The organism is Nonomuraea sp. AD125B (genome assembly GCF_041402765.1).
GTDB classification, from domain to species: Bacteria; Actinomycetota; Actinomycetes; order Streptosporangiales; family Streptosporangiaceae; genus Nonomuraea; species Nonomuraea bangladeshensis.
Genome location: NZ_JBGLOU010000003.1, coordinates 470,773 through 490,363 on the forward strand (window position 1 = coordinate 470,773; position 19,591 = coordinate 490,363).

Genomic DNA, 19,591 nt, shown 5'->3' on the forward strand with positions numbered 1-19,591 from the left:
ACGTAAAAATTACGGTATATGTACCCATCAAGTGAAGTTCTTCAACAAACAGCGCCGAGTCGCTCAGCCGTGCGAGTAGACCACGATCGACACCGCGATGTACTGCACGAGGTACGCCGCGAGGGTGAAGGCGTGGAAGACCTCGTGGAAGCCGAACCACCGGGGCGAGGGATCCGGGCGGCGCAGCCCGTAGACGACCGCGCCGGCGGAGTAGAAGACGCCGCCCACCGCGACGAGCACCACGGCGGCCACCCCGGCGCCCTCCAGGAGCTGCGGCATCACGAAGATCGCGGTCCAGCCGAGCAGCAGGTAGAGCGCGGTGGACAGCCAGCGCGGCGCGTTGAGCCAGAACAGCCGGAACAGCACGCCCGCCGACGCCCCGCCCCAGATGACGCCGAGCACGGCCACCCGCGCCGCGCCCTCCAGGGCGAGCAGCGCGAACGGCGTGTACGTGCCCGCGATGATCAGGTAGATGTTCGCGTGGTCGAAGCGGCGCAGGACGGCCGCCAGCCTCGGCCCGAGCGTGCTCCGGTGATAGGTCGCCGAGATGCCGAACAGTAGCGCCGAGGTGATCGCGTAGACGGCGGAGGCCAGGCGGGCCTGCAGCGTCGGGCCGAGCGCCACGAGCACGAAGCCCGCGACCAGGGCCACGGGCAGCGCGCCCGCATGCAGCCAACCGCGCAGCCTGGGCTTAACGGTCAAGGTCGTCATGAAACCTACGGTACCGTAGGTTAGAGGCCGTTGAGGAAGCGGACGGCGATGGGCACGGCGGCGCCGCGCCCCGATCCCCCGTGCCGGACGAACACGCAGAAGGCCAGGTCATCGCGGTATCCGATGAACCAGGCGTGCGGCCGGCCGTCCGGCGTCTCGGCCGTGCCGGTCTTGCCCGCCACGCCCGCGGGCAGCCCCATCCCGGACGCCGTGCCGTGGTCCACGACGGCCGCCATCATGTCCCTGAGCGCCTGCACGACGCGCTGGTCCATGCGGACGTCCTCGCTCGTGACGCCGTCCACGCGGCGCACCTGCTCCTTCGACAGCAGCCGGGGCGAGCGCCAGGTGCCGTTCTCCACGGCGGCGGCCAGCGCGGCCATGCAGAGCGGCGTCGTCACCACCTCGCCCTGGCCGATCACGTCCTCGGCGAAGGTGTCGACGCTGTCGGTCGCCGGGACGGTGCCGCAGCTCCCGCCGATCCCGGTCACCATCTGCCGGCCGAAGCCCCACGCGGCCGCCGTCTCCGCCAGCGCGGCCGAGGTCAGCCGGTTGGTCGCCTGCTCGACGAACGTGGTGTTGCAGGAATGGGCGAAGGCGTCGGTGAACGTGATGATCCCCCGGTCCACCTCGCCGTCGTTGCGGATCGTACGGAAGCCCGGCACCGTGTACGAGCCGGGGCACGGCACCTCGGCCTGCGGGTCGAGGCCGTGCTGCACCAGCGCCGCCGCGGTGACCGTCTTGAAGATCGAGCCCGGCGGGAAGACGTCGCGCACGGCGCTGTAGTTGTCCTTCAGCCGGTCGGCCAGGCCCAGGATCTCGCCGGTGCTGGGCCGGACGACCACGATGGTGGAGTCCTCCACGGCGTCCAGCGCGCGGGCGGCGGCGGCCTGGACCGGGCGGGAGAGGGTGGTGCGCTCGACGTTCGCCGCCGGCTGCTTGCTGAGCAGCGACCGGTCCGGCTGTCCCGGCGTCTTCAGCAGCAGCTGCCAGCCGGTGTGCGCCTCGGCGAACTCGGGCTTGAGCGGGTCGAGATAGGCGTCGGCGTAGCTGTCGTGCGGGATGCGGTCGCCCTCGCTGGTCACGAACTCGGCCGAGGTCGTCTCGATCTCCTCCAGCTCCAGCCGGGCGCCGTCCTTGAGCAGTGGGTGCAGCGTCTCGGGCGTCCACAGGACCTTCCACGCCCGGTCGCGTACGGCCAGCCGCAGCGTGCCGTCGAACGGCCAGGCCCCTAACTCCGCGAGCCGCCGCACGCCCGCGAACGGCACCTCGGCCGACTCCTCCCCCGTCTGCCTGAGCGGTCCCGGCGTCAGGGCCAGCGACTCGACGTGCAGCTCCTCCGACAGCGCCCGGTGGCGGGTCACGAAGTCCGCCGGCGGCTGGTGGACCAGCCGCTCCATGCCCAGGACGTCTCCTTTGCGCCAGGCCGCGAAGTAGGCCGCCGCCGTACCGGCCGCGCTCCCCTTCACCCGGTCTGCCGCGAAGACGGCGAACGCGCCGGCCCCGACTATCGCGGCCACCGCGACAACGAGCACAATCAGCTTCCGGCGTCGCATACGGTTTCTCCCGGGAGGGATCAGCGTGACACGTGGACAGCGGGAACCGGCGCCTGGGGTCTATCCGGTGACGTTCGGCGAGGTCGAACTTCTCCGGGACCTGGACAGGCAGGACGGCTGGGTGCTGTCCAAGGATGGCGTACCTCAGTCTTATGTGGATCTCAAAGACCCCACATTTCTGGAATTCGAGTACGTACGTCTCATGGCGGACGTGATCGACCTCCTCGACGAGGGACCGCTCAGCTGTCTCCACGTGGGCGGCGGCGCCTGCTCGATCCCGCGCTACGTCTCCGCCACCCGCCCCGGCTCGCGCCACATCGTGGTCGAGCCCGACGGCCTCCTCGTCAATCTCGTACGCGAGCAGCTCGACCTGCGTTCGGTGCCGCGGCTGAAGGTGATCGTGGAGGGCGGGCGGACGGGCACCGGCAAGGTGTGGGACGACACCGCCGACCTGGTGGTGCTGGACGCCTTCACCGGCGCGACCATGCCCATCGAGCTGGCGACGGCCGAGTACATGGGCGACCTGGCCCGCGTCCTGCGCCCGGAGGGCACCCTGCTGGTCAACCTGGCCGACGGCAAGGGCCTCGCCTTCGCCCGGCGGCTGGTCGCGACCGTCACGGAGACGTTCCGGCACGTGGCGCTGCTGGCCGAGCCCGGCATCCTGCGGGGGCGGCGCTTCGGCAACCTCATCGTCGCCGCCTCCCGCGCGGAGCTGCCGGTGGACCTGCTGACCCGTCGCGCGGCCGGTGGCCTGACCCAGGCCCGGTGCGTCCACGGGGAGGCGCTGACGAACTTCGTCGCGGGCGCGGCCCCCATCAGGGACGGCGACCACGTGCTGGCGCCGGTCCCGCCGCCCGCCGTCTTCGGCTGAGCCGCCGTCAGGTGAGCGGGCGGGCCGCGGCGGTCTGCCGCCAGATGAGGCCGTCACGCAGCACCAGCGTGCCGTAGGTCTCCACCCGGTTGCCGCCGACCGTCATCCTGGCCTGGTAGAAGATCACGTCGTCGCTCGTGCGGACCGAGACCAGCTCGTCCACCTGCGGGTTCGCCTCCAGATAGGCGGCGAAGAGCTCGCCGATCGCCGGCGGGCCCTCGGCCACCCGGTCGAAGCGGACCACGACGGCCTCCGGGTGGTATTGAGCCAGCAGGGCGTCGAGATCGCCGGCGGCGATGGCGGCGAGCTGGCGGTCGAACACGTCCTGGGCGGTCATGCGGCGCTGCCTTCCACGGGGCCTTCCACGGGGCCTTCCACAGGGCGGGGGCGGAGGAGGTCGTGGCCGACCTGGGCGGCCGCGTACGCGAGGATCAGCGCCAGCGCGGCGGCGGTGGGCAGCGCGGCCGAGGCGAGCGTGAGCGCGGCGGCGGCCAGGCGCAGCGTGGCGGCGCGGCGCTCGTTCGAGCACAGGTGCTGGACGCCGAGCACGACGAGCACCAGCGCGGCCGGAACGCCGACCGCCCAGCTCGTCGCGGCCGGATGGGCGATGGCGTGCTCGACGCCGATCGCGTACGCGACCAGGCCGAGCGACAGCGGCAGGTGGGAGTAGACCCAGACCTGCCCGGCCAGCCGGGTGCGCAGAACCACGGACTCGTCGGTGTGGCCGAAGTAGAGCCACCAGAAGGCCATCGCGATCGCCACCCCGGCGGCGGCGAGAGCGAGCGTGCCCGGCGTCGTCTCGTGGCCCTTGAGCCCGACGGCCACGGACCTGACGGCCTCGCCGAGCACGATCACCACGAACAGGCCGAACCGCTCGGGCAGGTGCTCGGTCTGCGGCGGCAGCTTGCCCTGGTGACGCCGGGACAGCAGCGGCGTGCCGAGATCGACGAGCAGGGCCACGGCCCAGAACGCGTAACGCGCGGGCGGCTCGACGGCGAGCGAGGCCAGCCAGACGAGCGCGGCGACGGAGAACCCGGCGGCGTAGCGGGCGGTCAGCGGCCTGGCCTCGGGAACGTGCCGCCCGGCCCGGAGGTAGGCGACGACGAGCAGCAGCCTGGCCGCCACGTAGGCGAGCGCGAACAGGCCCGAGCGCTGCTCGATGTCGCCCACGGCGGCGGCCATGGCGGCCACGGCGAGGATCTGCGGCAGGGCCAGCAGCCGGTGGCTGACGTCGTCGGTGTCGAACCGGTTGGCGTAGAAGACGTAGCCCGCCCAGGCCCACCAGACCGGCACGAACAGGCCCACGTAGACCAGGAGACGGCCCTCGCCGAGCGCGGCGGCCAGCTCGGCCACCGCGACCACGAAGGCGAGGTCGTAGAGGAGCTCCAGCCAGGTGACGCGGCGGTGCGCCTGCTCGAAGAGCCGTAATCGGGGTGGCTGCCACTGGCTGGTCAATGCGCTGCCCTTCTTCAGTATGTAATTGTGTAAGTCTCGCACCGCCAGAAGCTTGGACGAAACGGGTTTCCAGTCAGCGCAGCGTCAGGCAGGCGACCCGGTCGCCCGCGGTGCCGGCCTGCGGGCCGCTGGTCACGGTGGGCTTGGCGTGGATCACCAGCGAGCCGGGCAGGCGGGCGGGGTCGAACGCCCAGTCCTGCTTGGCCGTGGAGCGGCCCGCCCCGTCGGCGTCGGTCGTGAAGTCCAGCCAGACCTCGCTGGCCGGGGTGATCTGGCCGGGGTGGTGCTGGTAGTGCGGACCGGCGTCGTCGGGCTTGCCGCCGCAGGGCTTGGCGTGCAGGTGGGCGCCGTAGTGGCGGCCGGGCAGCAGGCCCTCGGCGACGAGCGAGGTGCGGGTCGCGCCCGCCGACGACTCGACGGTGACGCTGACCTGGGCGCCCTCGGGGACGAGCGTGCGGTCGTAGGCGATGACGCCGGTGTCGTTGGTCGTGAACTCGCCCGCCGAGGAGAGGTTGACCTCGCCCGCCTGCGCGGCGGCGCCCGCCGGGGCGGCGCGCTCGCCCGGACCCTCGGCGTGCATGGGCGGGGGCGAGCCCGCGCAGCCGGCGGCGGCGAGCAGAACGAGCAGGAACGCGGGCACACGCATGTGAACTCCCCCAAGGTCCGGAGCCGGCGGCTGCCGAGAGGCCACCCACTCTAACGAGTGACCATGAGACCACGGAGAGTATTGACGGGAAACGGCGCGTCAGGCGCCGTGCTCGGCGGCGATCACGTCGATGAGGGCCGCCAGCGTGAAGTCGAGCTCGGTGAGTCCGCCCTGGTCGTGCGTGGTGAGCGCCAGGTGCAGGGTGCGCCAGCGGATGTCGATGTCGGGGTGGTGGTTGAGCTCCTCGGCCTTGACCGCGATCGCGTCCACGATGCGGATGGCCGTGGGGAAGTCGGGCGCCTCGACGGTGCGCCGGATCTCCTCGCCCTCGCGCCGCCAGGCGGGAAGGTCCTTGAGCCTGCTCTCGACGTCCATGAGGTCACCCTACGGCAGGGCCGGGTCCTTGCCGGGGACGATCCCCCGGCCGCAGAGTGGTCACATGATCGAGGAGTACGCGGACCGCGTCTGGCGCGGCGAGTCGGACGACAGCATCGTGGACGCGGGCCTGGCCGGCGGCGGCGTCCACCCGATCGCCGACGGGGTCGGCTGGTGGCAGGGCTTCGGCAACGCGATCGCCTTCGCGGGCGAGGGCGAGCTCGCGCTCTTCGACACCGGCAGCCCGTTCTCGGCCGGGCGGCTGCACGAGGACGTACGGGCCTGGAGCCGCGCGCCGCTGACCACCGCTTTCTACTCGCACGGGCACATCGACCACGTCTTCGGGCTGGGGCCGTTCGAGGAGTCGGGGCCGCGCGCCACCGTCTACGCCCACGAGGCCGTCGGCGACCGCTTCCGGCGCTACGTGCTCACCAACGGCTACAACGCGGTGATCAACCAGCGCCAGTTCCAGGCGGACGACCTGCGCTGGCCGGCGGAGTACCGCCATCCCGACGTGACCTACCGCGACGCGCTGACCGTACGGCGGGCCGGGGTGACCTTCGAGCTCACGCACGCCAAGGGCGAGACCGACGACGCCACGATCGGCCACGTCCCCGAGCACCGGCTGCTGCTGCCCGGCGACCTGTTCATCTGGGTGACGCCCAACTGCGGCAACCCCCAGAAGGTGCAGCGCTACCCGCGCGAGTGGGTGCACGCCCTGCATCGCATGGCCGCCATGGACGCCGAGATCATGCTGCCCAGCCACGGCGCGCCGATCTTCGGCCGCGACCGGATCAGGCAGGCCCTGCTGGAGACCGCCGAGTGGCTGGAGTCGCTGGTCGGCCAGACCCTGGACCTGCTCAACGCCGGGGCCAGGCTGGACGAGATCATCCACACCGTGCGCCCGCCCGCGCACCTCGCCGACCGGCCCTACCTGCGGGCGCGCTACGACGAGCCGGAGTTCGTCGTACGCAATCTGTGGCGGCTCTACGGCGGCTGGTACGACGGCAACCCGGCCACCCTGAAGCCCGCCCCCGACGCCGTGGTGGCCGAGGCGGTCGCCCGGCTGGCGGGCGGCCCCGCGGCGTTGGCGGACGCGGCGCTGAAGGCGCTGTCCGACGGCGACGAGCGGCTGGCCGGGCACCTGGCCGAGATGGCGGCCCTGGCCGCGCCCGACGACGCGGGGGTGCACCGGGTGCGGGCGGAGGTGTTCGCGGCCCGCGCGGCGAGCGAGCGCTCCCTCATGGCGAAGGGCGTGTTCGCCTGGGCCGCCGCCGAGTCCAGGAAGCGGTCGTGAAGCCGTTACGGTGATGTCCCGTGGAACGGATCATCGGTGTCGGCGTCGTGCTCACCGCGCCCGGCGGGCGCATCCTGCTGGGCGAGCGGGTCAAGGCGGGCGAGCCGCCGTCGTGGTGCCTGCCGGGCGGGGCGGTGGAGCCCGGCGAGGGGTTCGAGGCGGCCGCCGCGCGGGAGCTGCGCGAGGAGACCGGCCTGTCCGACGCCGGGCCGCCCCGGGTCACCGCCGTGGTGCTCGACCATCCCGGTGAGGGCGTGGTGCGGGTGACCGCGGCGGTGACCATGGAGCTGCGCTCGGGCGAGCCCGTGGTCACCGAGCCGCACGTGTTCCGGTCGTGGCGCTGGTTCGCCGTCGGCGACCTGCCGTCGCCGCTGTTCCCGGCGACGGCGCGGGTCCTCGGCGGCCACGGCGAGGGCCACTACCGCGTCACCGGCTGAACCTCGAGGGTCAGCCGAAGTGGGCGCGGGTCTCGGCGAAGGCCAGGTCGGTGCCTTCGAGCGCCTTGGCGACGTCCTCCTCGGTGTGGGCCGCCGACATGAACCAGTTGTGCCACGGGTGCAGGTAGACGCCGTGGCGCAGGCAGGCGTCGCTCCAGTGCATGGCCACCGACAGGTCGGCGTCGCCGTCGAAGCTGAGCCACGGGATGGTCACCGGGCCGGTCTGGTTCACCACGAAGCCGTGCGCCTTCGCCTGGGTGTGGAGGCCCTCGCGGAGCTGGGCTCCCGCGCGTTCCATGGCGGCGATGCCGTCGGTGTCGCGCAGCGTCTCGATGGTGGCCTTGGCCGCCGCCATCGCGACCGCGGAGAACCAGAACGAGCCGGTCGAGTACAACGTCTGGGCCGGGCCGCGCAGCGCGTCGGTGCCGGTGACGGCGGCGATCGGGTAGCCGTTGGCCATGGCCTTGGACCAGGCGGTCAGGTCGGGGCGCACCCCGTACGGCTCCCAGGAGCCCCGCAGGTCGATGCGGAACCCGGCGCGCACGTCGTCGATCACCAGCGCCGCGCCGATCCGGTCGGCGAGGGCGCGGGCCCCGCGCGCGAAGGCCGGCTCGACCAGCTCCTGGTCCTCGAACGAGTCGTGCTTGAACGGCGTGACGATGATCGCCGCCACGTCCCCTTCGACGGTGGCCGCGGCGGCCTCCAGCGACTCCAGCGAGTTGTACGCGAACTCCACCAGGTCGGCCCGCTCGTTCGGCGTGGTGCCCGCGGGCGAGGGCGTGCACCAGGGGTCGGCCCCGTGGTACGCCCCGTGCGCCATCAGCACCTTGTTCCGGCCGGTGGCGGCCCGCGCGACCATGAGGGCCTGGGTGGTGGCGTCGGTGCCGTTCTTGGAGAACATCGCCCAGTCGGCGCTCGGGATCAGGTCCACGAGCAGCTCGGCCAGCTCCACCATGATCGGGCCGGGGCCGTTGAGGCAGTCGCCGAGCGCGGCCTGGCGGGCGGCGGCCTCCTCCACGCGCGGATGCCGGTGACCCAGCACGACCGGGCCCCAGCTGCACATGAAGTCGATGTACTCGCGCCCGTTCACGTCCCACTGGCGGCAGCCCTCGCCCCGCTCGAAGAACTGGGGGAAGCCGGGGGCGAACAGGGCCGCGTTGAGGTGGCCGTACATGCCGCCGGGGACGACTTTGGCGGCCCGCGCGCGGAGGTCGGCGTCGTTCATCGGAGCATCCTTAGGGTCGAGTCGAGGTCGGTGAGGCCGGCGTCGGAGCCGAGCCCGGTGGCGACGCGGGCGGCGGCGGCCGTGCCCCAGCGGGCGGCGGCGAGGACGTCCTCGCCGTGGAGGAGACCGGTGAGGAAGCCGGCGCAGTACGCGTCGCCGCACCCGGTCGTGTCGACGACCTCGGTCTTGAGCGCCGGCACCCGTTCGGCACCGTCGCCGGTGACGACGAGGCTGCCCTCCTCGCCGAGGGTGACGAGCACGCCGCGCGGGCCGTCGGCCAGCAGGGCGCGGGCGGCCTCCTCGGCGTCCGCGGCCCCGGTCATGAGCCGGGCCTGGGACTCGTTCGGCAGGACGTAGTCCACGTGCGGGAGGAACGCCCGCGCCATCCCGAGCAGGTCGGGCATCTCCGACAGCAGGTCCATCGTGACGACGGCGCCGGCGGCGCGGATCTCGTCCAGGAGGGCGAAGAAGGCCGGGTCGCCGAGGCCGAACGTGACGTCCATGCCGCCGAGGTGCACGCCCCTGGCGCGGCGCAGCACGTCGGCGTCGAGGTCGGCGGGGACGACGGAGAGGTTCGCGCCGGGGACGTGGAAGCTGGGCCGCCCGCCGTCCGGCCGGATCGGCAGGATCGAGGCGGCGGTGGCCTCTCCTGTCCTGCGCCGCAGGCAGGAGGTGTCGACGCCGCGCTTGGCCAGCACCATGAGGAGGAAGTCGGCGAGTTCGTCGTCGCCGACCGCGCCCATGGTGACCACGTCGTTGCCCAGTTTGACCAGATCCACGGCGGTGCCGGCCGCCGCGCCGGCGGCCGTGAGGCGGATCTGGTCGACCAGCACGGTGTCCTGGCCCTCGGGGATGTGCTCGACGGGCCTGGCGAGAATGTCGACGATGTGGACGCCGACGGTGACGACGGTCATAGTCTAAATAGACAGACGTCCGAATAAAACGTCAAGAGGAGGTTTCGATGCCGAAGATCGTCGATCACGACGAGCGCAGGCGGGAGGTGCTGGCGGCGGCCCGCCGGGTGATCGTCAGGGACGGCATCGACGCCGCGACCACCCGGGCCATCGCCAAGGAGGCCGGCTACTCCAACGGCGTGCTGGCCCACTACTTCGCCGACAAGGACGAGATCCTGCTGTCGGCGCTGCGCCAGTCGCACCAGCGCATCCGCGAGCGGCTGACCGGCAAGGTGGGAGGCGCGAGCGGCCTCGCCGCGCTGCGCGAGCTGCTGCTGGACAACCTGCCGCTGGACGCCGAGCGCACCCAGGAGTCGCGGCTGGAGGTCAGCTTCTGGAGCCGCAGCCTCGCCTCGGAGCGGCTGGCCGGGGTGCAGCGGGCGGAGGCGGACGAGCTGCGCGCCGTCGTACGCGAGCTGCTGGGCCAGGCGCGGGCGGCCGGCGAGCTGCGCGGCGACCATCCGGACGACGGCCTCGACGACCTGGCCGAGCACCTGCTCGCCCTCGTGGACGGGCTCAGCCTGCACCTGCTGCTCTACCCCGACCGGCTGAACCGGGTGGACGTCGAGCGGCTGATGCTGCGCGCCCTCGACCGGCTATGACCACGATTGCGCTGTATTCGGACGACCGACTAGATTGCGCCCTCATGGACCCTCGCGAACAGCTCTGCGCCTACGGCCGCCGCGCCGTCGAGCTCGGCCTGGTCATCGGCACGTCCGGCAACCTCAGCGTGCGCGAGGGCGACCTCGTCGCGGTCACCCCGTCCGGCGTGGCGCTCGACCGGCTCACGCCCGAGATGTGCCCCCTGGTCGATGTCGAGGGTTACCTGGTGGAGGGCGAGCTGCAGCCCTCCAGCGAGACGCCCATGCACCTCGCGATCTACGCGAGCACCGACGCGCGGGCCGTGGTCCACACGCACTCGGTGTTCGGCACGGTCGTGGCCACGACCATGACCGAGCTGCCGCCGGTGCACTACAACGCGCTGCTGCTCGGCGGCGTGGTCAAGGTCGCCCCTTACGCGACGTACGGCACCGACGAGCTGGCCGCCAACGTGCGCGAGGCGCTGGCCGGCAAGCAGGCCGCGCTGCTCGCCAACCACGGCGGGGTGACCGTCGGGCCCGGCCTGGAGCAGGCGTTCGAGGCCACCCGGCTGCTGGAGTGGCTGTGCGAGGTCTATGTCAGGGGGCTGTCGGTCGGGCGGCCGACCGTCCTCACGGACGAGCAGCTGGCCGCCGTGGTCGAGCGGGCGCTCAACCCGCCGTCGTTCCCCCGGCGCGGCTGACGCGTGACTGCCGGGCCGATCATTGGGTAGACGCCCGGTCCAGTGTCAGTCGCGAGAAAGGAACGATCATGGCCGGACAGGCCAACTCCCGAGACGTCGTCCAGCGCCCCGACGGCACCTGGGCGGTCACCAAGCCCGGCTCCGAGCGCGCGCTGCACACGGCCGCGACCCAGGCCGAGGCGGTGGAGCGGGCCCGCGAGCTGCTGCACCGCGACGGCGGCGGCGAGCTGCGCGTCCACGGCACCGACGGCAAGGTGCGCGACCAGCGCACCATCGCCCCCGGCAACGACCCCACTCCCCCGAAGGGCTGAGCCCGCCGCTACCCCAGCGCCGCCTTCTCGGCCAGCCCCAGCGGCAGGCCGCCGGAGCCGGCGATGCGGTCGTGGAACTCCTTGAGCGACCCCTGGAACGACTGCCGGATCCGGTCGATCTCGATGGCCCCCGTCAGGTACGAGGGCGCCTGGGTGGGCCAGGCGCAGTAGCGGTTGACCTCCCCCTGGGCGGTCCCCGGCGACAGCGACGCCTTCGTGGCCATGAACGTCTCGGCCTCCTCGATCGACATGTCCTCGCAGTGCAGCGCGGTGTCGACGACGATGCGGGCGGCGCGGAAGATCCGGCAGTCCAGGTGGGCCAGCTCGGTGGCGGGCGTGTCGAAGTAGCCCTGCTCGTGCAGGAGCTTCTCGACGTACAGGGCCCAGCCCTCGCTGAAGTAGGGGGTGCGGAAGACCTTCCTGACCGTGCGCGGGTTGCCCGCCATGTACGACAGGTGCCAGTGGTGGCCGGGGTAGGCCTCGTGGACGGCGATCGAGGGCATCTGGGCCCGTGAGTTCGTCCGCAGCCGCTGGCGCACCTGCTCCTCGGTGAAGTCGTCCGGCGTGTACGGCACGAAGAACACGCCGGTGCGCGAGCCGGCCAGCGGCGGCGGCGCCAGGTAGTGGGCGACGGACAGCACCGGCCGGGTGTACTCGGCCGAGGGCAGCACCAGGCACTCCTCGCCGTCGGCGAAGGTGACCAGGTCGCGCTCGGCGACGAAGGCGCGGGCGCGCAGGGTCTCGGCCTCGTACTCGGCCCGCATGTCGGCGAGGGTGGGCGGGTGGTCGTCCATCAGGGACTCCATGGCCGCCCGCCAGTCCTCGCCGCCGTTCACCCGGACGGCGACCTCGCGCATCCTGGCGTCCAGCTCGGCCCAGGCGGCCTTGCCCTTCTCGTGCAGCTCGGCGGCGCCGTAGCCGAGGAGCTCGCGCTCGCGGAGCAGGGTGGAGTAGAGCTTCTCCCCCATGCGCCAGGTGCCGCCGCACTCGAAGCCCTCCAGGAAGGTCACGAGCTCGTCGAAGGCACGGGCGGCGGGCTCGGCGGCCTCGGCCAGCCGGGCGCGCAGCGCGTCGTCCCCGACCATGCCGGGAATGGTGCGGGTGAGGAAGTTGCGGCCGGTCCTGGCCTGGCCGAGGCCGCGCTTGACGAGCAGCGGCGCGGCGAGGTCGGGGTCGAGGTTGGCGCGGCAGGCGGCGAGCACGCCGGGCACCTCGGCCAGCCGGGAGATCGCGGCCGCCACCAGCTCGGGCTCGGGCTTGAGCCGCCGCTGGAACGGGGTGTACATCGCGCCGAAGACCGGCGAGAGGTAGACGCCCGGGTCGCGGCGCCACTCGGGCCAGGACGACGCGATCGCGATCGAGCCTCTGAGCTGGGAGAGGACGAGGTCCCTGTCGATCTCGTCGTCGAGGGAGGCGGTGGGGAGCGCCTGCAGCCGCTCGGCCCAGCGGATCTCCTCGCGCTCGCGGGCGGCCCAGGCGGCGGCCGTGAAGTCGCCGAGGGTGTGATCGTAACCGTCCGCCCCAAGGAGGCTGGCGAGCACGGGATGGTCGGAAAAGTACCACTTGAGAAACTCGTCCACCGACGCACCTTATCCTGAGCCAATGCCCCTCCAGATCACTGGCGCGCTCGGCGATCCCGACCTGCTCCGCCTTCCCTGGGACGTCCCACTCGAAGACTGGCCGCAGCACCATCTGGTGGATCTGCCGCGCGGCATCTCCCGGCACATCGTGCGCTTCGCCCGGCTCGGCGGCAAGGTGTACGCGATCAAGGAGATCAGCGAGCGCTACGCCAGGCGGGAGTACCAGCTCCTCTGGGACCTGGCCAGGCTCGACGCGCCGTCGGTCGAGCCGGTCGCGTACGTCACCGGCAGGGACGACGGCCTAGACGCCGCGCTGATCACCCGGCACCTGCAGTTCTCGCTGCCCTACCGCGCGGTCATGTCCGGCACCCTGCGCCCCGACACGCTCACCCGCCTGCTGGACGCCCTGGCCGTGCTGCTGGTGCGGCTGCATCTCAACGGCTTCTACTGGGGCGACTGCTCGCTGTCCAACACGCTCTTCCGGCGGGACGCGGGGGCGTTCGCGGCCTATCTGGTGGACGCCGAGACCGGCGAGCTGCACCCGATGATCAGCGAGGGCCAGCGGCTGGCCGACATCGACACGGCCCACACCAACATCTTCGGCGAGATGCTGGACCTGGAGGCCGGCGGGCTGCTGCACCCGTCGATCGACCCCATGGAGACCGCCGAGGACATCGTGGCCCGCTACCACCGCCTCTGGGCCGAGCTCAACGACAGCGAGATCATCGAGGAGCTGGACTGGCACCGCGTGGAGCAGCGCATCCGGCGGCTCAACCTGCTCGGCTTCGACGTGGCCGAGATGATGGTGCGGCGCAAGGTCGGCACCGGCCGGCTCATCGTCCGGCCGAAGGTGGTGGACGCGGGGCACCACCAGCGGCGGCTGCTCAGGCTGACCGGCCTCGACGTCGAGGAGAACCAGGCCAGGCGGCTGCTCAACGACCTCGACGGCTTCCGGGTGGCGAAGGGCCTGCGGCACGAGGACGAGGCCATCGTGGCGCACCGGTGGCTGGCGGAGGTGTTCAACCCGACGGTGGACGCGATCCCGGCCGGGCTGCGCGGGAAGCTGGAGCCCGCGCAGATCTTCCACGAGATCCTCGACCACCGCTGGTATCTGTCCGAGCAGGCGGGCGCCGACGTCGGGCTCGCCACGGCGGCGAAGTCGTACGTGGACAACGTGCTCGTGCACAAGCCCGACGAGAAGGCGCTGCTTCCGGACGAACCGGACGAGTGACCTAGTAGGCGAGTCGACCTAGTAAGCGACGGTGATGCGGGTGCGCGGGTGTGCCCCGCGCTCCAGCTCGTCGGCGACGGCGACCGCGTAGTCCTCGGCCGTGATGAAGCTGCGGCCGTCGGCGTCGGCGAGCAGGTCCTCGCGGCCGATCCGGTAGACGCCGGTGCGCTCGCCGGGCGCGATCTCGGCGGCCGGCGAGATGTAGGTCCAGTCGAGGTCGTCCACCTCGCGGAAGAGGCCGAGGGCCTTCCGTCCGGCCAGCGCCTCATTTTTGTAGATGTCCGGGAAGCCGGGCGTGTCGACCAGGTCGTCGCCCGAGGGCGTCTTGAGGCTGCCCGCGCCGCCGACGGCGATCAGCCGCCGCGTGCCGGCCTCGCGCGCGCCGTCGATGACGGCGCGGTTGGCCTCCAGGAACGGGCCCTCCGGGTCGCTGCCGTCGCGCGGCGGCGAGATGGCGAGCACGATCGCGTCGTGCCCCTTGGCCAGGGTGGCGGTATCGCGGACGTCGCCCTTGACCGGGCCTCCCGAGCGGCTGACGCCGGTGACCTCGTGCCCACGTCCGGTCAGCTCGGCCACGATGCGCTGCCCGATCATGCCGGTCGCGCCAAAGACAAGGATCTTCATGAGGTCAACAGTATCTGTTGGATACTGGTTACTTCATCGTGCTATAAGTACCTTATGGATACCGGTGACGTATTCGACCCCCAATGCCCGACCCGCGTGGTCCTGGACCGTATCGGCGACAAATGGTCGATGCTGGTGCTGCTCAGCCTCCGCGACGGGCCGATGCGCTTCACCCAGTTGCGCACCAGGATCGGCGGCGTCACGCCGAAGGTGCTCACCCAGACCCTGCGCGCGATGGAGCAGGACGGACTGCTGACGCGGGAGGTGTTCGCCGAGGTCCCGCCGCGGGTGGAGTACACGCTGACGGGGCTCGGGCGCTCGCTGCACGGGCCGCTGTCGGTGGTGGCCGAATGGGCCGAGCAGAACGTCGCGGAGATTCTCCGCTGCCGCGAGAAATTCTCGTAAATCGCATATTTATCTGCACTGGTGTTGTTTTTCTCCGCCATCGCCGTACAAAACATTAACTCCAGCAACTGATCACGCTTCGCGGCGGTTCCGTACCTCTACGCTGTCTCCGTCCCACCGATGGCGAGGGAGGTACCGTGCTCGGGATCGACACCTGCCTGGCGGAGGTCATGGCCATACCAGGCGCGCTGGACGCCATGCTGGTCGACCACACCAGCGGCATGGCCGTGGCCTTCAGCCAGGCGTCCGGCGTCGAGGCCGACCGCTCCGCCGCCGCGCTCACCGAGGCGCTGCGCGCCACCTCCGACGGGCTCGCCCGTACCTGTCCCGGCGACGTCGTACGCATCGACGACATGATGGTCACCACGGACAAGGGCCACCATCTGCTCCGGCTGATGGAGACCGTCTTCGAGGGGCCGCTCGTCATCTACGTACGCCTCGACCTGGAGCGGGCCAACCTCGCCCTGGCCAGGCACCGCCTCCAGTCCATCGCCGGCCGTCTGACGACGTGAGCCATGACCAAGCTGGACTCCCTCCTCGCCGGGCTCGCCCGAGAGCGCTCGACGGGCGCGCTGCGGGTCGGCCGGAGCGGCACCATCTTCCTGTCGGACGGGCGCGTGACGTACATGGAGTGCGCCCAGACCCCGAGCCTCGAACGGCTGCTCACCGCCAGGGGACGGATGTCGGAGGCGGCCCTGCGGGGCGCGCAGTCCGACGGCGGCTGCGACCGGCTGCTGCGCGAGGGCTCGATCACCCAGGGAGAGCTCCAGTACGCCGTGCTCGGCGTGGTGCTCGACGCGGCCTTCTTCCTGCTGCCGATGAGCGGGACGCGGCCGAAGTTCCGCCCCGGCGAGGAGCACTGGCTGGGCGGGCAGTGGTTCTTCGACGTGGCGGGGCTGGTGCGCGAGTGCGCCAGGCGGCGGGCCCAGCTCGCGGGGATCTGGCCCTCCGCCGACGTCGACACCAGCCCGGTGCGCCCGGCCACCGCCCTGGCCGGGCACGGGGTGACGCTCGACCGGGTCCAGTGGGAGGTGCTCGTCCGGGCCGACCGGAGGGCGACCCCGCTGGAGCTGGCCAAGCAGATCGGGCGGTCGGGCTACTCGGTGCTGCTGGCGGTGCGCCGGCTGGCCGCCGCCGGCCTGCTGTGCCCGCCGGATCCGCCCGGCCAGGACCCGGACCCGCCTTCCGCGGAGGACGAGCGGACGCTGCCCAGGCGGGCCCGCGGCGAGCTGCCGCGCCCGCCCCACCATCCGGAGGCCCCGCGGCTGCCCGCCGGGCCGCCCGTCACGGGGGACCCGACCGATATAGCGCTGCTGTTGCGGCTGAAGAAAGCGCTAGAGGAGCTGTCGTGAGGTTTCCCTCACTCAGGAGGAGGCCACGGGTGGAACCGACGCACGAGGTCCTGGAGGAGATGAGGCTCCTGCGCGAGCGCACGCCGGACGTGCGCGGGAGCGTCGCCTGCACGGTGGACGGCCTGCAGGTGGCCTGCGACCTGCCCGAGGAGATCGGCGAGCAGGCGGCGGCCCTCGCGGCGGCCCTGCTCGCCATGAGCAGGCGCATGCTGATCATGACGCAGCACGGCGCCTTCGAGGAGACGCTGATCTCCGGCACCGCCGGCTTCGTGGCCTTCTACGCCGCCGGCCCCACCGTCGTCCTCACAGTCCTGGCCGGACCCGGCGCGAACGTCGGGCTCCTGCGGCTGGAGGGCAGGAAGACGGCCGCCGCCGTGGCGGCCGTCGCAGCACACAAGCAATGAACCCGGCAGAAAAGGAGGAGTCATGGCGGGCATGGACGTCTCTCTCAAGGAGATGATGACCATCGACGGCGCGGTCGGAGCGGCGGTCGTCGACTACGGCAGCGGCATGGCGCTGGGCACCCTCGGCGGATCGAAGGACCTGGACCTCCAGGTCGCCGCCGCGGGGAACACCGAGGTCGTCAAGGCCAAGCTGCGTACGATGGACTCGCTGGGCCTCAAGGACAGCATCGAGGACATCCTCATCACCCTGGGGGGCCAGTACCACATCATCCGCCCCATCACCGGACGCGGCGGCAAGGGGCTGTTCCTCTACCTCGCCCTCGACCGCGCCCGGGCCAACCTCGCCATGTCCCGGCACCAGCTCCGGGCCATCGAGGAGAAGCTGGAGGTCTGACCACCTGCGCGGCCCGCGCCGGGGGGCGCGGGCCGCGGCGCGTTCAGGCGGTGGTGAGCTTGGTGATCTCGGCCACGAGGTCGGGCCAGAGCGCGCGGGGCAGGTCGTGCCCCATGCCCGGGTACGTCACCAGGCGGGCGCCCGGGATGGCCGCCGCGGTGGCCTGGCCGCCCGCCAGGGGGACGAGCTGGTCGGCCTCGCCGTGCACCACCAGGGTGGGCACGTCCAGCCGGCCGAGCGCCTCGACGCGGCTGCCCGAGGCCATGATGGCGGCGAGCTGCCGGCCGGTGCCCGCCGGGTCGAAGCAGCGGTCGTAGGCGAGGCCGGCGAGGGTGGTGACGCGCTCGTGGTCCAGCTCGTAGCCGGGCGAGCCGATCACCGACCAGGTCCGTACGGCCTGCTCCAGCACGCCGTCACGGTCGGCAGGGGGCCGGGCCATGAGGATCGCGGAGGCCTCCGCGGTCGGCGGCGCGACCTCCGGACCGGGGGTGGACATGATCGAGGTGAGGGTCAGCACGCGCTCCGGGTGGCGGATGGCCAGCGTCTGGGCGATCATCCCGCCCATCGAGGCGCCCACGATGTGGGCCTGTGGCCAGCCGAGGGCGTCCATGAGGCCGGCGGTGTCGTCGGCCATGTCGTCCAGCAGGTACGGCGGAGCCGCGCCAGGGCCGGACACCCCGGCCTCGTCGAAGTGGGTGGAGAGCCCCGCGTCGCGGTTGTCGAACCGGACGACGTGGTGTCCCTGCTCGGCCAGGAGCTCGCAGAGCCCTTCGTCCCAATGGATGAGCTGGGCGCCGAGACCCATGATGAGGAGCAGCGGGCGGCCTCCGGGGGCGCCGAAGCTCTCGTAGGCGATGTCGATGCCGTTGGCGGTTACGCGGGTCGTCACCGGGCCAGAATCTCATTCTGGTCCGGTGACGTAAAGCGTCAGGGCCGAGGTCAGCCCTTGATCAGGCGCCGGAGCCGAGTGCCGGCCACCACCACGGCCCCGCCGCCCAGGGCCAGGACGAACCACAGCACGGCGCCTCTCACGCCGGTGCTCACCTGCTCGGACTCGGCCGCGGGGGCGGGCACGGTCCGGCCGGCGGCGAGCTCGACGGCCGCGCCGCCGGAGGAAGCGCCGGCCTGGTTCTGCGTCTTGGCCTGGGGTGCGACCGCCGTCTTCTCCACGGTCCTCGCCGGCTGCGCGGTCTGCGTCGTCTTCGGCTTCTCGGCGACCTTCGGGGGCTCGGCCGGGTTGTTGTCGCGGCGCGACCAGGCGCCGGTGGAGAAGGGCACCGGGTAGTTCTTCTTGCCGACGCCGGGGCCCCACTTGGTGATGACGTAGTCGACCTTGATGTGGCCCTGGCCGCCGTTGCCGTCCACGTACAGCGTGGAGGGGTTGAACCTGCCGCCGGTCAGCTCGGCGAACGTCTTGGCGTCCAGGTCGAGCATGATGCCCGAGTTGGAGGGCACGCCGGGCCCGCGGTCACCCACGAAGAAGGGCATCTTCTTGCCCTTGTACATGACGTAGCCCTCGGTCAGCAGGGGCCAGCTCGGGCTGGCGGCCAGGCCCTTCTGCATGGGCTTGCCGCTGGCCGGCAGGCCCGTGTCCCCGGCCCGGCCGGAGGCGTCGTCCCAGAAGTAGGAGGCCGTGGTCGAGCCCTTGAGCAGGATCTTCTCGTCGGTGTCGGCGTGGGCGGGGGTGGATACGGCGGTGAGCGCGCCGAACGAGCAGGCGGCGAGCACGGCGCAGGAACGCAGGCCAAAGCGGGGAGACATGAAGCAGTGAGTCCTTTGCGAGGGGACAGGGACACGCGCTCAGGGGAGAAAGGCGCAGCCAGGGGTGAGCACCTGACGGGGGAGGCTGCGCGGAGCGCGGAAAAGAGCCTGGGGTGAAGGGCCGCTCAGCCGGCGGCCGGCACTACGCTCTCGGGAATCTCGACCGGTGGGGAGCCGGCGTCCGGGGGTGTGACGCGGTACGACATGCGGGGGTCCTCTCCATCACGCCTACCGGGTTAGCTGACGGGTTCGGGCGAGGAGATGCCCTACCGGCGTGCTGCCGGATTCACCCCAACGAAGTGGGTCCCCGGTTCCCGAGTGGTTCGGGATTCGGCTGGTTGAATGGCAAGACTAAACCACGCACGCCGGGACGAACGCAAACGAATCGTCATGAATCGGACAAAAGATCTACCTGGCCGCGCGCAAAGAAAAGAGGGACGCGGAATAACCGCGCCCCTCTGGACCTGCCGGAACTGTCTGACTCAGCCGCCGCTCTTGCGCCTGAAGGATCGCTTGTTCGCGGCCGGGCCGTGCGTGCCGTGGATCTTCGACGGATCGCCGCCCCTGCCACCCGCGCCGCCGGCCGCCTGCTGGCCGCGCTTGCGCTCAAGCGCCTCGCGGAACTTGCGCTTCATCTCGTCCTCGGGAGTTTCGCTGACTTCCGGCTCCGGTGATTCCGCCATTGAGGACCTCCATGGTGTTGGGACACCCCCAGCTTCGCACG

The 19,591-nt window shown here is 72.0% G+C and carries 25 protein-coding genes and 1 riboswitch; of the genes, 12 read left to right on the forward strand and 13 right to left on the reverse strand.

Translation table 11 applies throughout. The features are described 5' to 3' along the window. Positions 1–63: 63 nt before the first annotated feature. Together ACBR40_RS11225 and ACBR40_RS11230 are read right to left on the reverse strand one after the other, a co-directional pair. Complete coding sequence (locus tag ACBR40_RS11225; RefSeq protein WP_344206653.1) at positions 64–711, reverse strand: hemolysin III family protein; 648 nt, start codon at positions 709–711, stop codon at positions 64–66. Positions 712–731: 20 nt separating this feature from the next. After that, on the reverse strand, positions 732–2,228 hold the full coding sequence (locus ACBR40_RS11230; protein WP_371248617.1) for a penicillin-binding transpeptidase domain-containing protein: 1,497 nt from the start codon (positions 2,226–2,228) through the stop codon (positions 732–734). Positions 2,229–2,385: 157 nt separating this feature from the next. Between ACBR40_RS11230 and ACBR40_RS11235 the strand changes: the two genes are divergently transcribed. Then, complete coding sequence (locus ACBR40_RS11235) at positions 2,386–3,135, forward strand: spermidine synthase (RefSeq protein ID WP_371248684.1); 750 nt, start codon at positions 2,386–2,388, stop codon at positions 3,133–3,135. Positions 3,136–3,142: 7 nt separating this feature from the next. On the opposite strand, the gene ACBR40_RS11240 is transcribed toward ACBR40_RS11235, so the two are convergent. The 4 genes from ACBR40_RS11240 to ACBR40_RS11255 all read right to left on the reverse strand — a co-directional run bounded on the left by ACBR40_RS11240 (position 3,143) and on the right by ACBR40_RS11255 (position 5,611). Beyond that, a complete protein-coding gene (locus ACBR40_RS11240; RefSeq protein ID WP_344206649.1) occupies positions 3,143–3,472 on the reverse strand; it encodes a nuclear transport factor 2 family protein in 330 nt (109 codons plus the stop codon). Beyond that, complete coding sequence (locus ACBR40_RS11245; RefSeq protein WP_371248618.1) at positions 3,469–4,632, reverse strand: low temperature requirement protein A; 1,164 nt, start codon at positions 4,630–4,632, stop codon at positions 3,469–3,471. The genes ACBR40_RS11240 and ACBR40_RS11245 overlap by 4 nt, the downstream gene beginning before the upstream one ends. 31 nt (positions 4,633–4,663) lie before the next feature. Then, complete coding sequence (locus ACBR40_RS11250; RefSeq protein WP_371248619.1) at positions 4,664–5,236, reverse strand: superoxide dismutase family protein; 573 nt, start codon at positions 5,234–5,236, stop codon at positions 4,664–4,666. 99 nt (positions 5,237–5,335) lie between these two features. Then, positions 5,336–5,611 (reverse strand): 4a-hydroxytetrahydrobiopterin dehydratase, encoded by a 276-nt coding sequence (locus ACBR40_RS11255; protein ID WP_371248620.1) that lies wholly within the window; start codon positions 5,609–5,611, stop codon positions 5,336–5,338. A 64-nt stretch (positions 5,612–5,675) separates the two neighbouring features. On the opposite strand from ACBR40_RS11255, the gene ACBR40_RS11260 reads away from it, so the two are divergent. Together ACBR40_RS11260 and ACBR40_RS11265 are read left to right on the forward strand one after the other, a co-directional pair. Next, positions 5,676–6,908: an alkyl sulfatase dimerization domain-containing protein gene (locus ACBR40_RS11260; RefSeq protein WP_371248621.1), complete on the forward strand. Its 1,233-nt coding sequence runs from the start codon at positions 5,676–5,678 to the stop codon at positions 6,906–6,908. Between the two features lie 20 nt (positions 6,909–6,928). Then, positions 6,929–7,345, forward strand: coding sequence for an NUDIX domain-containing protein (locus tag ACBR40_RS11265; protein ID WP_344206643.1), 417 nt, complete (start codon positions 6,929–6,931; stop codon positions 7,343–7,345). Positions 7,346–7,355: 10 nt separating this feature from the next. On the opposite strand, the gene ACBR40_RS11270 is transcribed toward ACBR40_RS11265, so the two are convergent. Both ACBR40_RS11270 and ACBR40_RS11275 read right to left on the reverse strand, forming a co-directional pair. Further along, positions 7,356–8,570, reverse strand: a complete 1,215-nt coding sequence (locus tag ACBR40_RS11270) for an aminotransferase class III-fold pyridoxal phosphate-dependent enzyme (RefSeq protein ID WP_371248622.1) — start codon at positions 8,568–8,570, stop codon at positions 7,356–7,358. Next, positions 8,567–9,484: a carbohydrate kinase family protein gene (locus tag ACBR40_RS11275; RefSeq protein ID WP_371248623.1), complete on the reverse strand. Its 918-nt coding sequence runs from the start codon at positions 9,482–9,484 to the stop codon at positions 8,567–8,569. Before ACBR40_RS11275 ends, ACBR40_RS11270 begins: the two co-directional genes overlap by 4 nt. 47 nt (positions 9,485–9,531) lie before the next feature. On the opposite strand from ACBR40_RS11275, the gene ACBR40_RS11280 reads away from it, so the two are divergent. From ACBR40_RS11280 to ACBR40_RS11290, 3 genes are all read left to right on the forward strand, one after another. Continuing rightward, complete coding sequence (locus tag ACBR40_RS11280; protein ID WP_344206640.1) at positions 9,532–10,125, forward strand: TetR/AcrR family transcriptional regulator; 594 nt, start codon at positions 9,532–9,534, stop codon at positions 10,123–10,125. Positions 10,126–10,169: 44 nt separating this feature from the next. Continuing rightward, entirely contained in the window at positions 10,170–10,805 is a 636-nt protein-coding gene (locus ACBR40_RS11285; protein ID WP_364453628.1) for a class II aldolase/adducin family protein, read from the forward strand. 68 nt (positions 10,806–10,873) lie between these two features. Next, entirely contained in the window at positions 10,874–11,116 is a 243-nt protein-coding gene (locus ACBR40_RS11290) for a DUF2188 domain-containing protein (RefSeq protein WP_329590856.1), read from the forward strand. A gap of 8 nt (positions 11,117–11,124) precedes the next feature. Here ACBR40_RS11290 and ACBR40_RS11295 read toward each other — a convergent pair whose 3' ends face one another. Continuing rightward, entirely contained in the window at positions 11,125–12,696 is a 1,572-nt protein-coding gene (locus ACBR40_RS11295; RefSeq protein WP_344206638.1) for a DUF885 domain-containing protein, read from the reverse strand. Positions 12,697–12,718: 22 nt separating this feature from the next. On the opposite strand from ACBR40_RS11295, the gene ACBR40_RS11300 reads away from it, so the two are divergent. Next, a complete protein-coding gene (locus tag ACBR40_RS11300) occupies positions 12,719–13,927 on the forward strand; it encodes a DUF4032 domain-containing protein (RefSeq protein WP_344206637.1) in 1,209 nt (402 codons plus the stop codon). Between the two features lie 18 nt (positions 13,928–13,945). Here ACBR40_RS11300 and ACBR40_RS11305 read toward each other — a convergent pair whose 3' ends face one another. After that, positions 13,946–14,551, reverse strand: a complete 606-nt coding sequence (locus ACBR40_RS11305) for an NAD(P)-dependent oxidoreductase (RefSeq protein WP_371248624.1) — start codon at positions 14,549–14,551, stop codon at positions 13,946–13,948. A 96-nt stretch (positions 14,552–14,647) separates the two neighbouring features. Here ACBR40_RS11305 and ACBR40_RS11310 point away from each other — a divergent pair, with 96 nt between their 5' ends. From ACBR40_RS11310 to ACBR40_RS11330, 5 genes are all read left to right on the forward strand, one after another. Further along, on the forward strand, positions 14,648–14,956 hold the full coding sequence (locus ACBR40_RS11310; RefSeq protein ID WP_344206635.1) for a helix-turn-helix domain-containing protein: 309 nt from the start codon (positions 14,648–14,650) through the stop codon (positions 14,954–14,956). 137 nt (positions 14,957–15,093) lie between these two features. Then, positions 15,094–15,468: a roadblock/LC7 domain-containing protein gene (locus ACBR40_RS11315; RefSeq protein ID WP_344206634.1), complete on the forward strand. Its 375-nt coding sequence runs from the start codon at positions 15,094–15,096 to the stop codon at positions 15,466–15,468. Positions 15,469–15,471: 3 nt separating this feature from the next. Then, a complete protein-coding gene (locus tag ACBR40_RS11320) occupies positions 15,472–16,308 on the forward strand; it encodes a hypothetical protein (RefSeq protein ID WP_344206633.1) in 837 nt (278 codons plus the stop codon). A 29-nt stretch (positions 16,309–16,337) separates the two neighbouring features. Next, the gene (locus ACBR40_RS11325) at positions 16,338–16,712 is read left to right on the forward strand and encodes a roadblock/LC7 domain-containing protein (RefSeq protein ID WP_344206632.1); all 375 of its coding nucleotides are present in this window, start codon (positions 16,338–16,340) and stop codon (positions 16,710–16,712) included. A gap of 22 nt (positions 16,713–16,734) precedes the next feature. After that, positions 16,735–17,106 carry a hypothetical protein gene (locus ACBR40_RS11330; RefSeq protein ID WP_091078105.1) on the forward strand — a complete coding sequence of 124 codons (372 nt, stop codon included), beginning with the start codon at positions 16,735–16,737 and terminating at the stop codon, positions 17,104–17,106. A 43-nt stretch (positions 17,107–17,149) separates the two neighbouring features. Here ACBR40_RS11330 and ACBR40_RS11335 read toward each other — a convergent pair whose 3' ends face one another. From ACBR40_RS11335 to ACBR40_RS11345, 3 genes are all read right to left on the reverse strand, one after another. Then, positions 17,150–17,995, reverse strand: coding sequence for an alpha/beta fold hydrolase (locus tag ACBR40_RS11335; protein ID WP_371248625.1), 846 nt, complete (start codon positions 17,993–17,995; stop codon positions 17,150–17,152). Positions 17,996–18,045: 50 nt separating this feature from the next. Next, a complete protein-coding gene (locus ACBR40_RS11340) occupies positions 18,046–18,867 on the reverse strand; it encodes a hypothetical protein (RefSeq protein ID WP_344206630.1) in 822 nt (273 codons plus the stop codon). A gap of 210 nt (positions 18,868–19,077) precedes the next feature. Continuing rightward, positions 19,078–19,213: riboswitch (cyclic di-AMP (ydaO/yuaA leader) on the reverse strand. Positions 19,214–19,349: 136 nt separating this feature from the next. After that, positions 19,350–19,550, reverse strand: coding sequence for a DUF5302 domain-containing protein (locus tag ACBR40_RS11345; RefSeq protein ID WP_329590838.1), 201 nt, complete (start codon positions 19,548–19,550; stop codon positions 19,350–19,352). Between the last annotated feature and the right edge of the window lie 41 nt (positions 19,551–19,591).

What these genes read in the sequence shown, in the direction of transcription:
- ACBR40_RS11330 (WP_091078105.1), top strand. Translation starts at nt 16,735, where the DNA reads ATGGCGGGCATGGACGTCTCTCTCAAGGAGATGATGACCATCGACGGC.
- ACBR40_RS11240 (WP_344206649.1), bottom strand. Translation starts at nt 3,472, where the DNA reads ATGACCGCCCAGGACGTGTTCGACCGCCAGCTCGCCGCCATCGCCGCC.
- ACBR40_RS11225 (WP_344206653.1), bottom strand. Translation starts at nt 711, where the DNA reads ATGACGACCTTGACCGTTAAGCCCAGGCTGCGCGGTTGGCTGCATGCG.
- ACBR40_RS11275 (WP_371248623.1), bottom strand. Translation starts at nt 9,484, where the DNA reads ATGACCGTCGTCACCGTCGGCGTCCACATCGTCGACATTCTCGCCAGG.
- ACBR40_RS11260 (WP_371248621.1), top strand. Translation starts at nt 5,676, where the DNA reads ATGATCGAGGAGTACGCGGACCGCGTCTGGCGCGGCGAGTCGGACGAC.
- ACBR40_RS11300 (WP_344206637.1), top strand. Translation starts at nt 12,719, where the DNA reads ATGCCCCTCCAGATCACTGGCGCGCTCGGCGATCCCGACCTGCTCCGC.
- ACBR40_RS11345 (WP_329590838.1), bottom strand. Translation starts at nt 19,550, where the DNA reads ATGGCGGAATCACCGGAGCCGGAAGTCAGCGAAACTCCCGAGGACGAG.
- ACBR40_RS11250 (WP_371248619.1), bottom strand. Translation starts at nt 5,236, where the DNA reads ATGCGTGTGCCCGCGTTCCTGCTCGTTCTGCTCGCCGCCGCCGGCTGC.
- ACBR40_RS11270 (WP_371248622.1), bottom strand. Translation starts at nt 8,570, where the DNA reads ATGAACGACGCCGACCTCCGCGCGCGGGCCGCCAAAGTCGTCCCCGGC.
- ACBR40_RS11285 (WP_364453628.1), top strand. Translation starts at nt 10,170, where the DNA reads ATGGACCCTCGCGAACAGCTCTGCGCCTACGGCCGCCGCGCCGTCGAG.
- ACBR40_RS11320 (WP_344206633.1), top strand. Translation starts at nt 15,472, where the DNA reads ATGACCAAGCTGGACTCCCTCCTCGCCGGGCTCGCCCGAGAGCGCTCG.
- ACBR40_RS11305 (WP_371248624.1), bottom strand. Translation starts at nt 14,551, where the DNA reads ATGAAGATCCTTGTCTTTGGCGCGACCGGCATGATCGGGCAGCGCATC.
- ACBR40_RS11340 (WP_344206630.1), bottom strand. Translation starts at nt 18,867, where the DNA reads ATGTCTCCCCGCTTTGGCCTGCGTTCCTGCGCCGTGCTCGCCGCCTGC.
- ACBR40_RS11280 (WP_344206640.1), top strand. Translation starts at nt 9,532, where the DNA reads ATGCCGAAGATCGTCGATCACGACGAGCGCAGGCGGGAGGTGCTGGCG.
- ACBR40_RS11290 (WP_329590856.1), top strand. Translation starts at nt 10,874, where the DNA reads ATGGCCGGACAGGCCAACTCCCGAGACGTCGTCCAGCGCCCCGACGGC.
- ACBR40_RS11255 (WP_371248620.1), bottom strand. Translation starts at nt 5,611, where the DNA reads ATGGACGTCGAGAGCAGGCTCAAGGACCTTCCCGCCTGGCGGCGCGAG.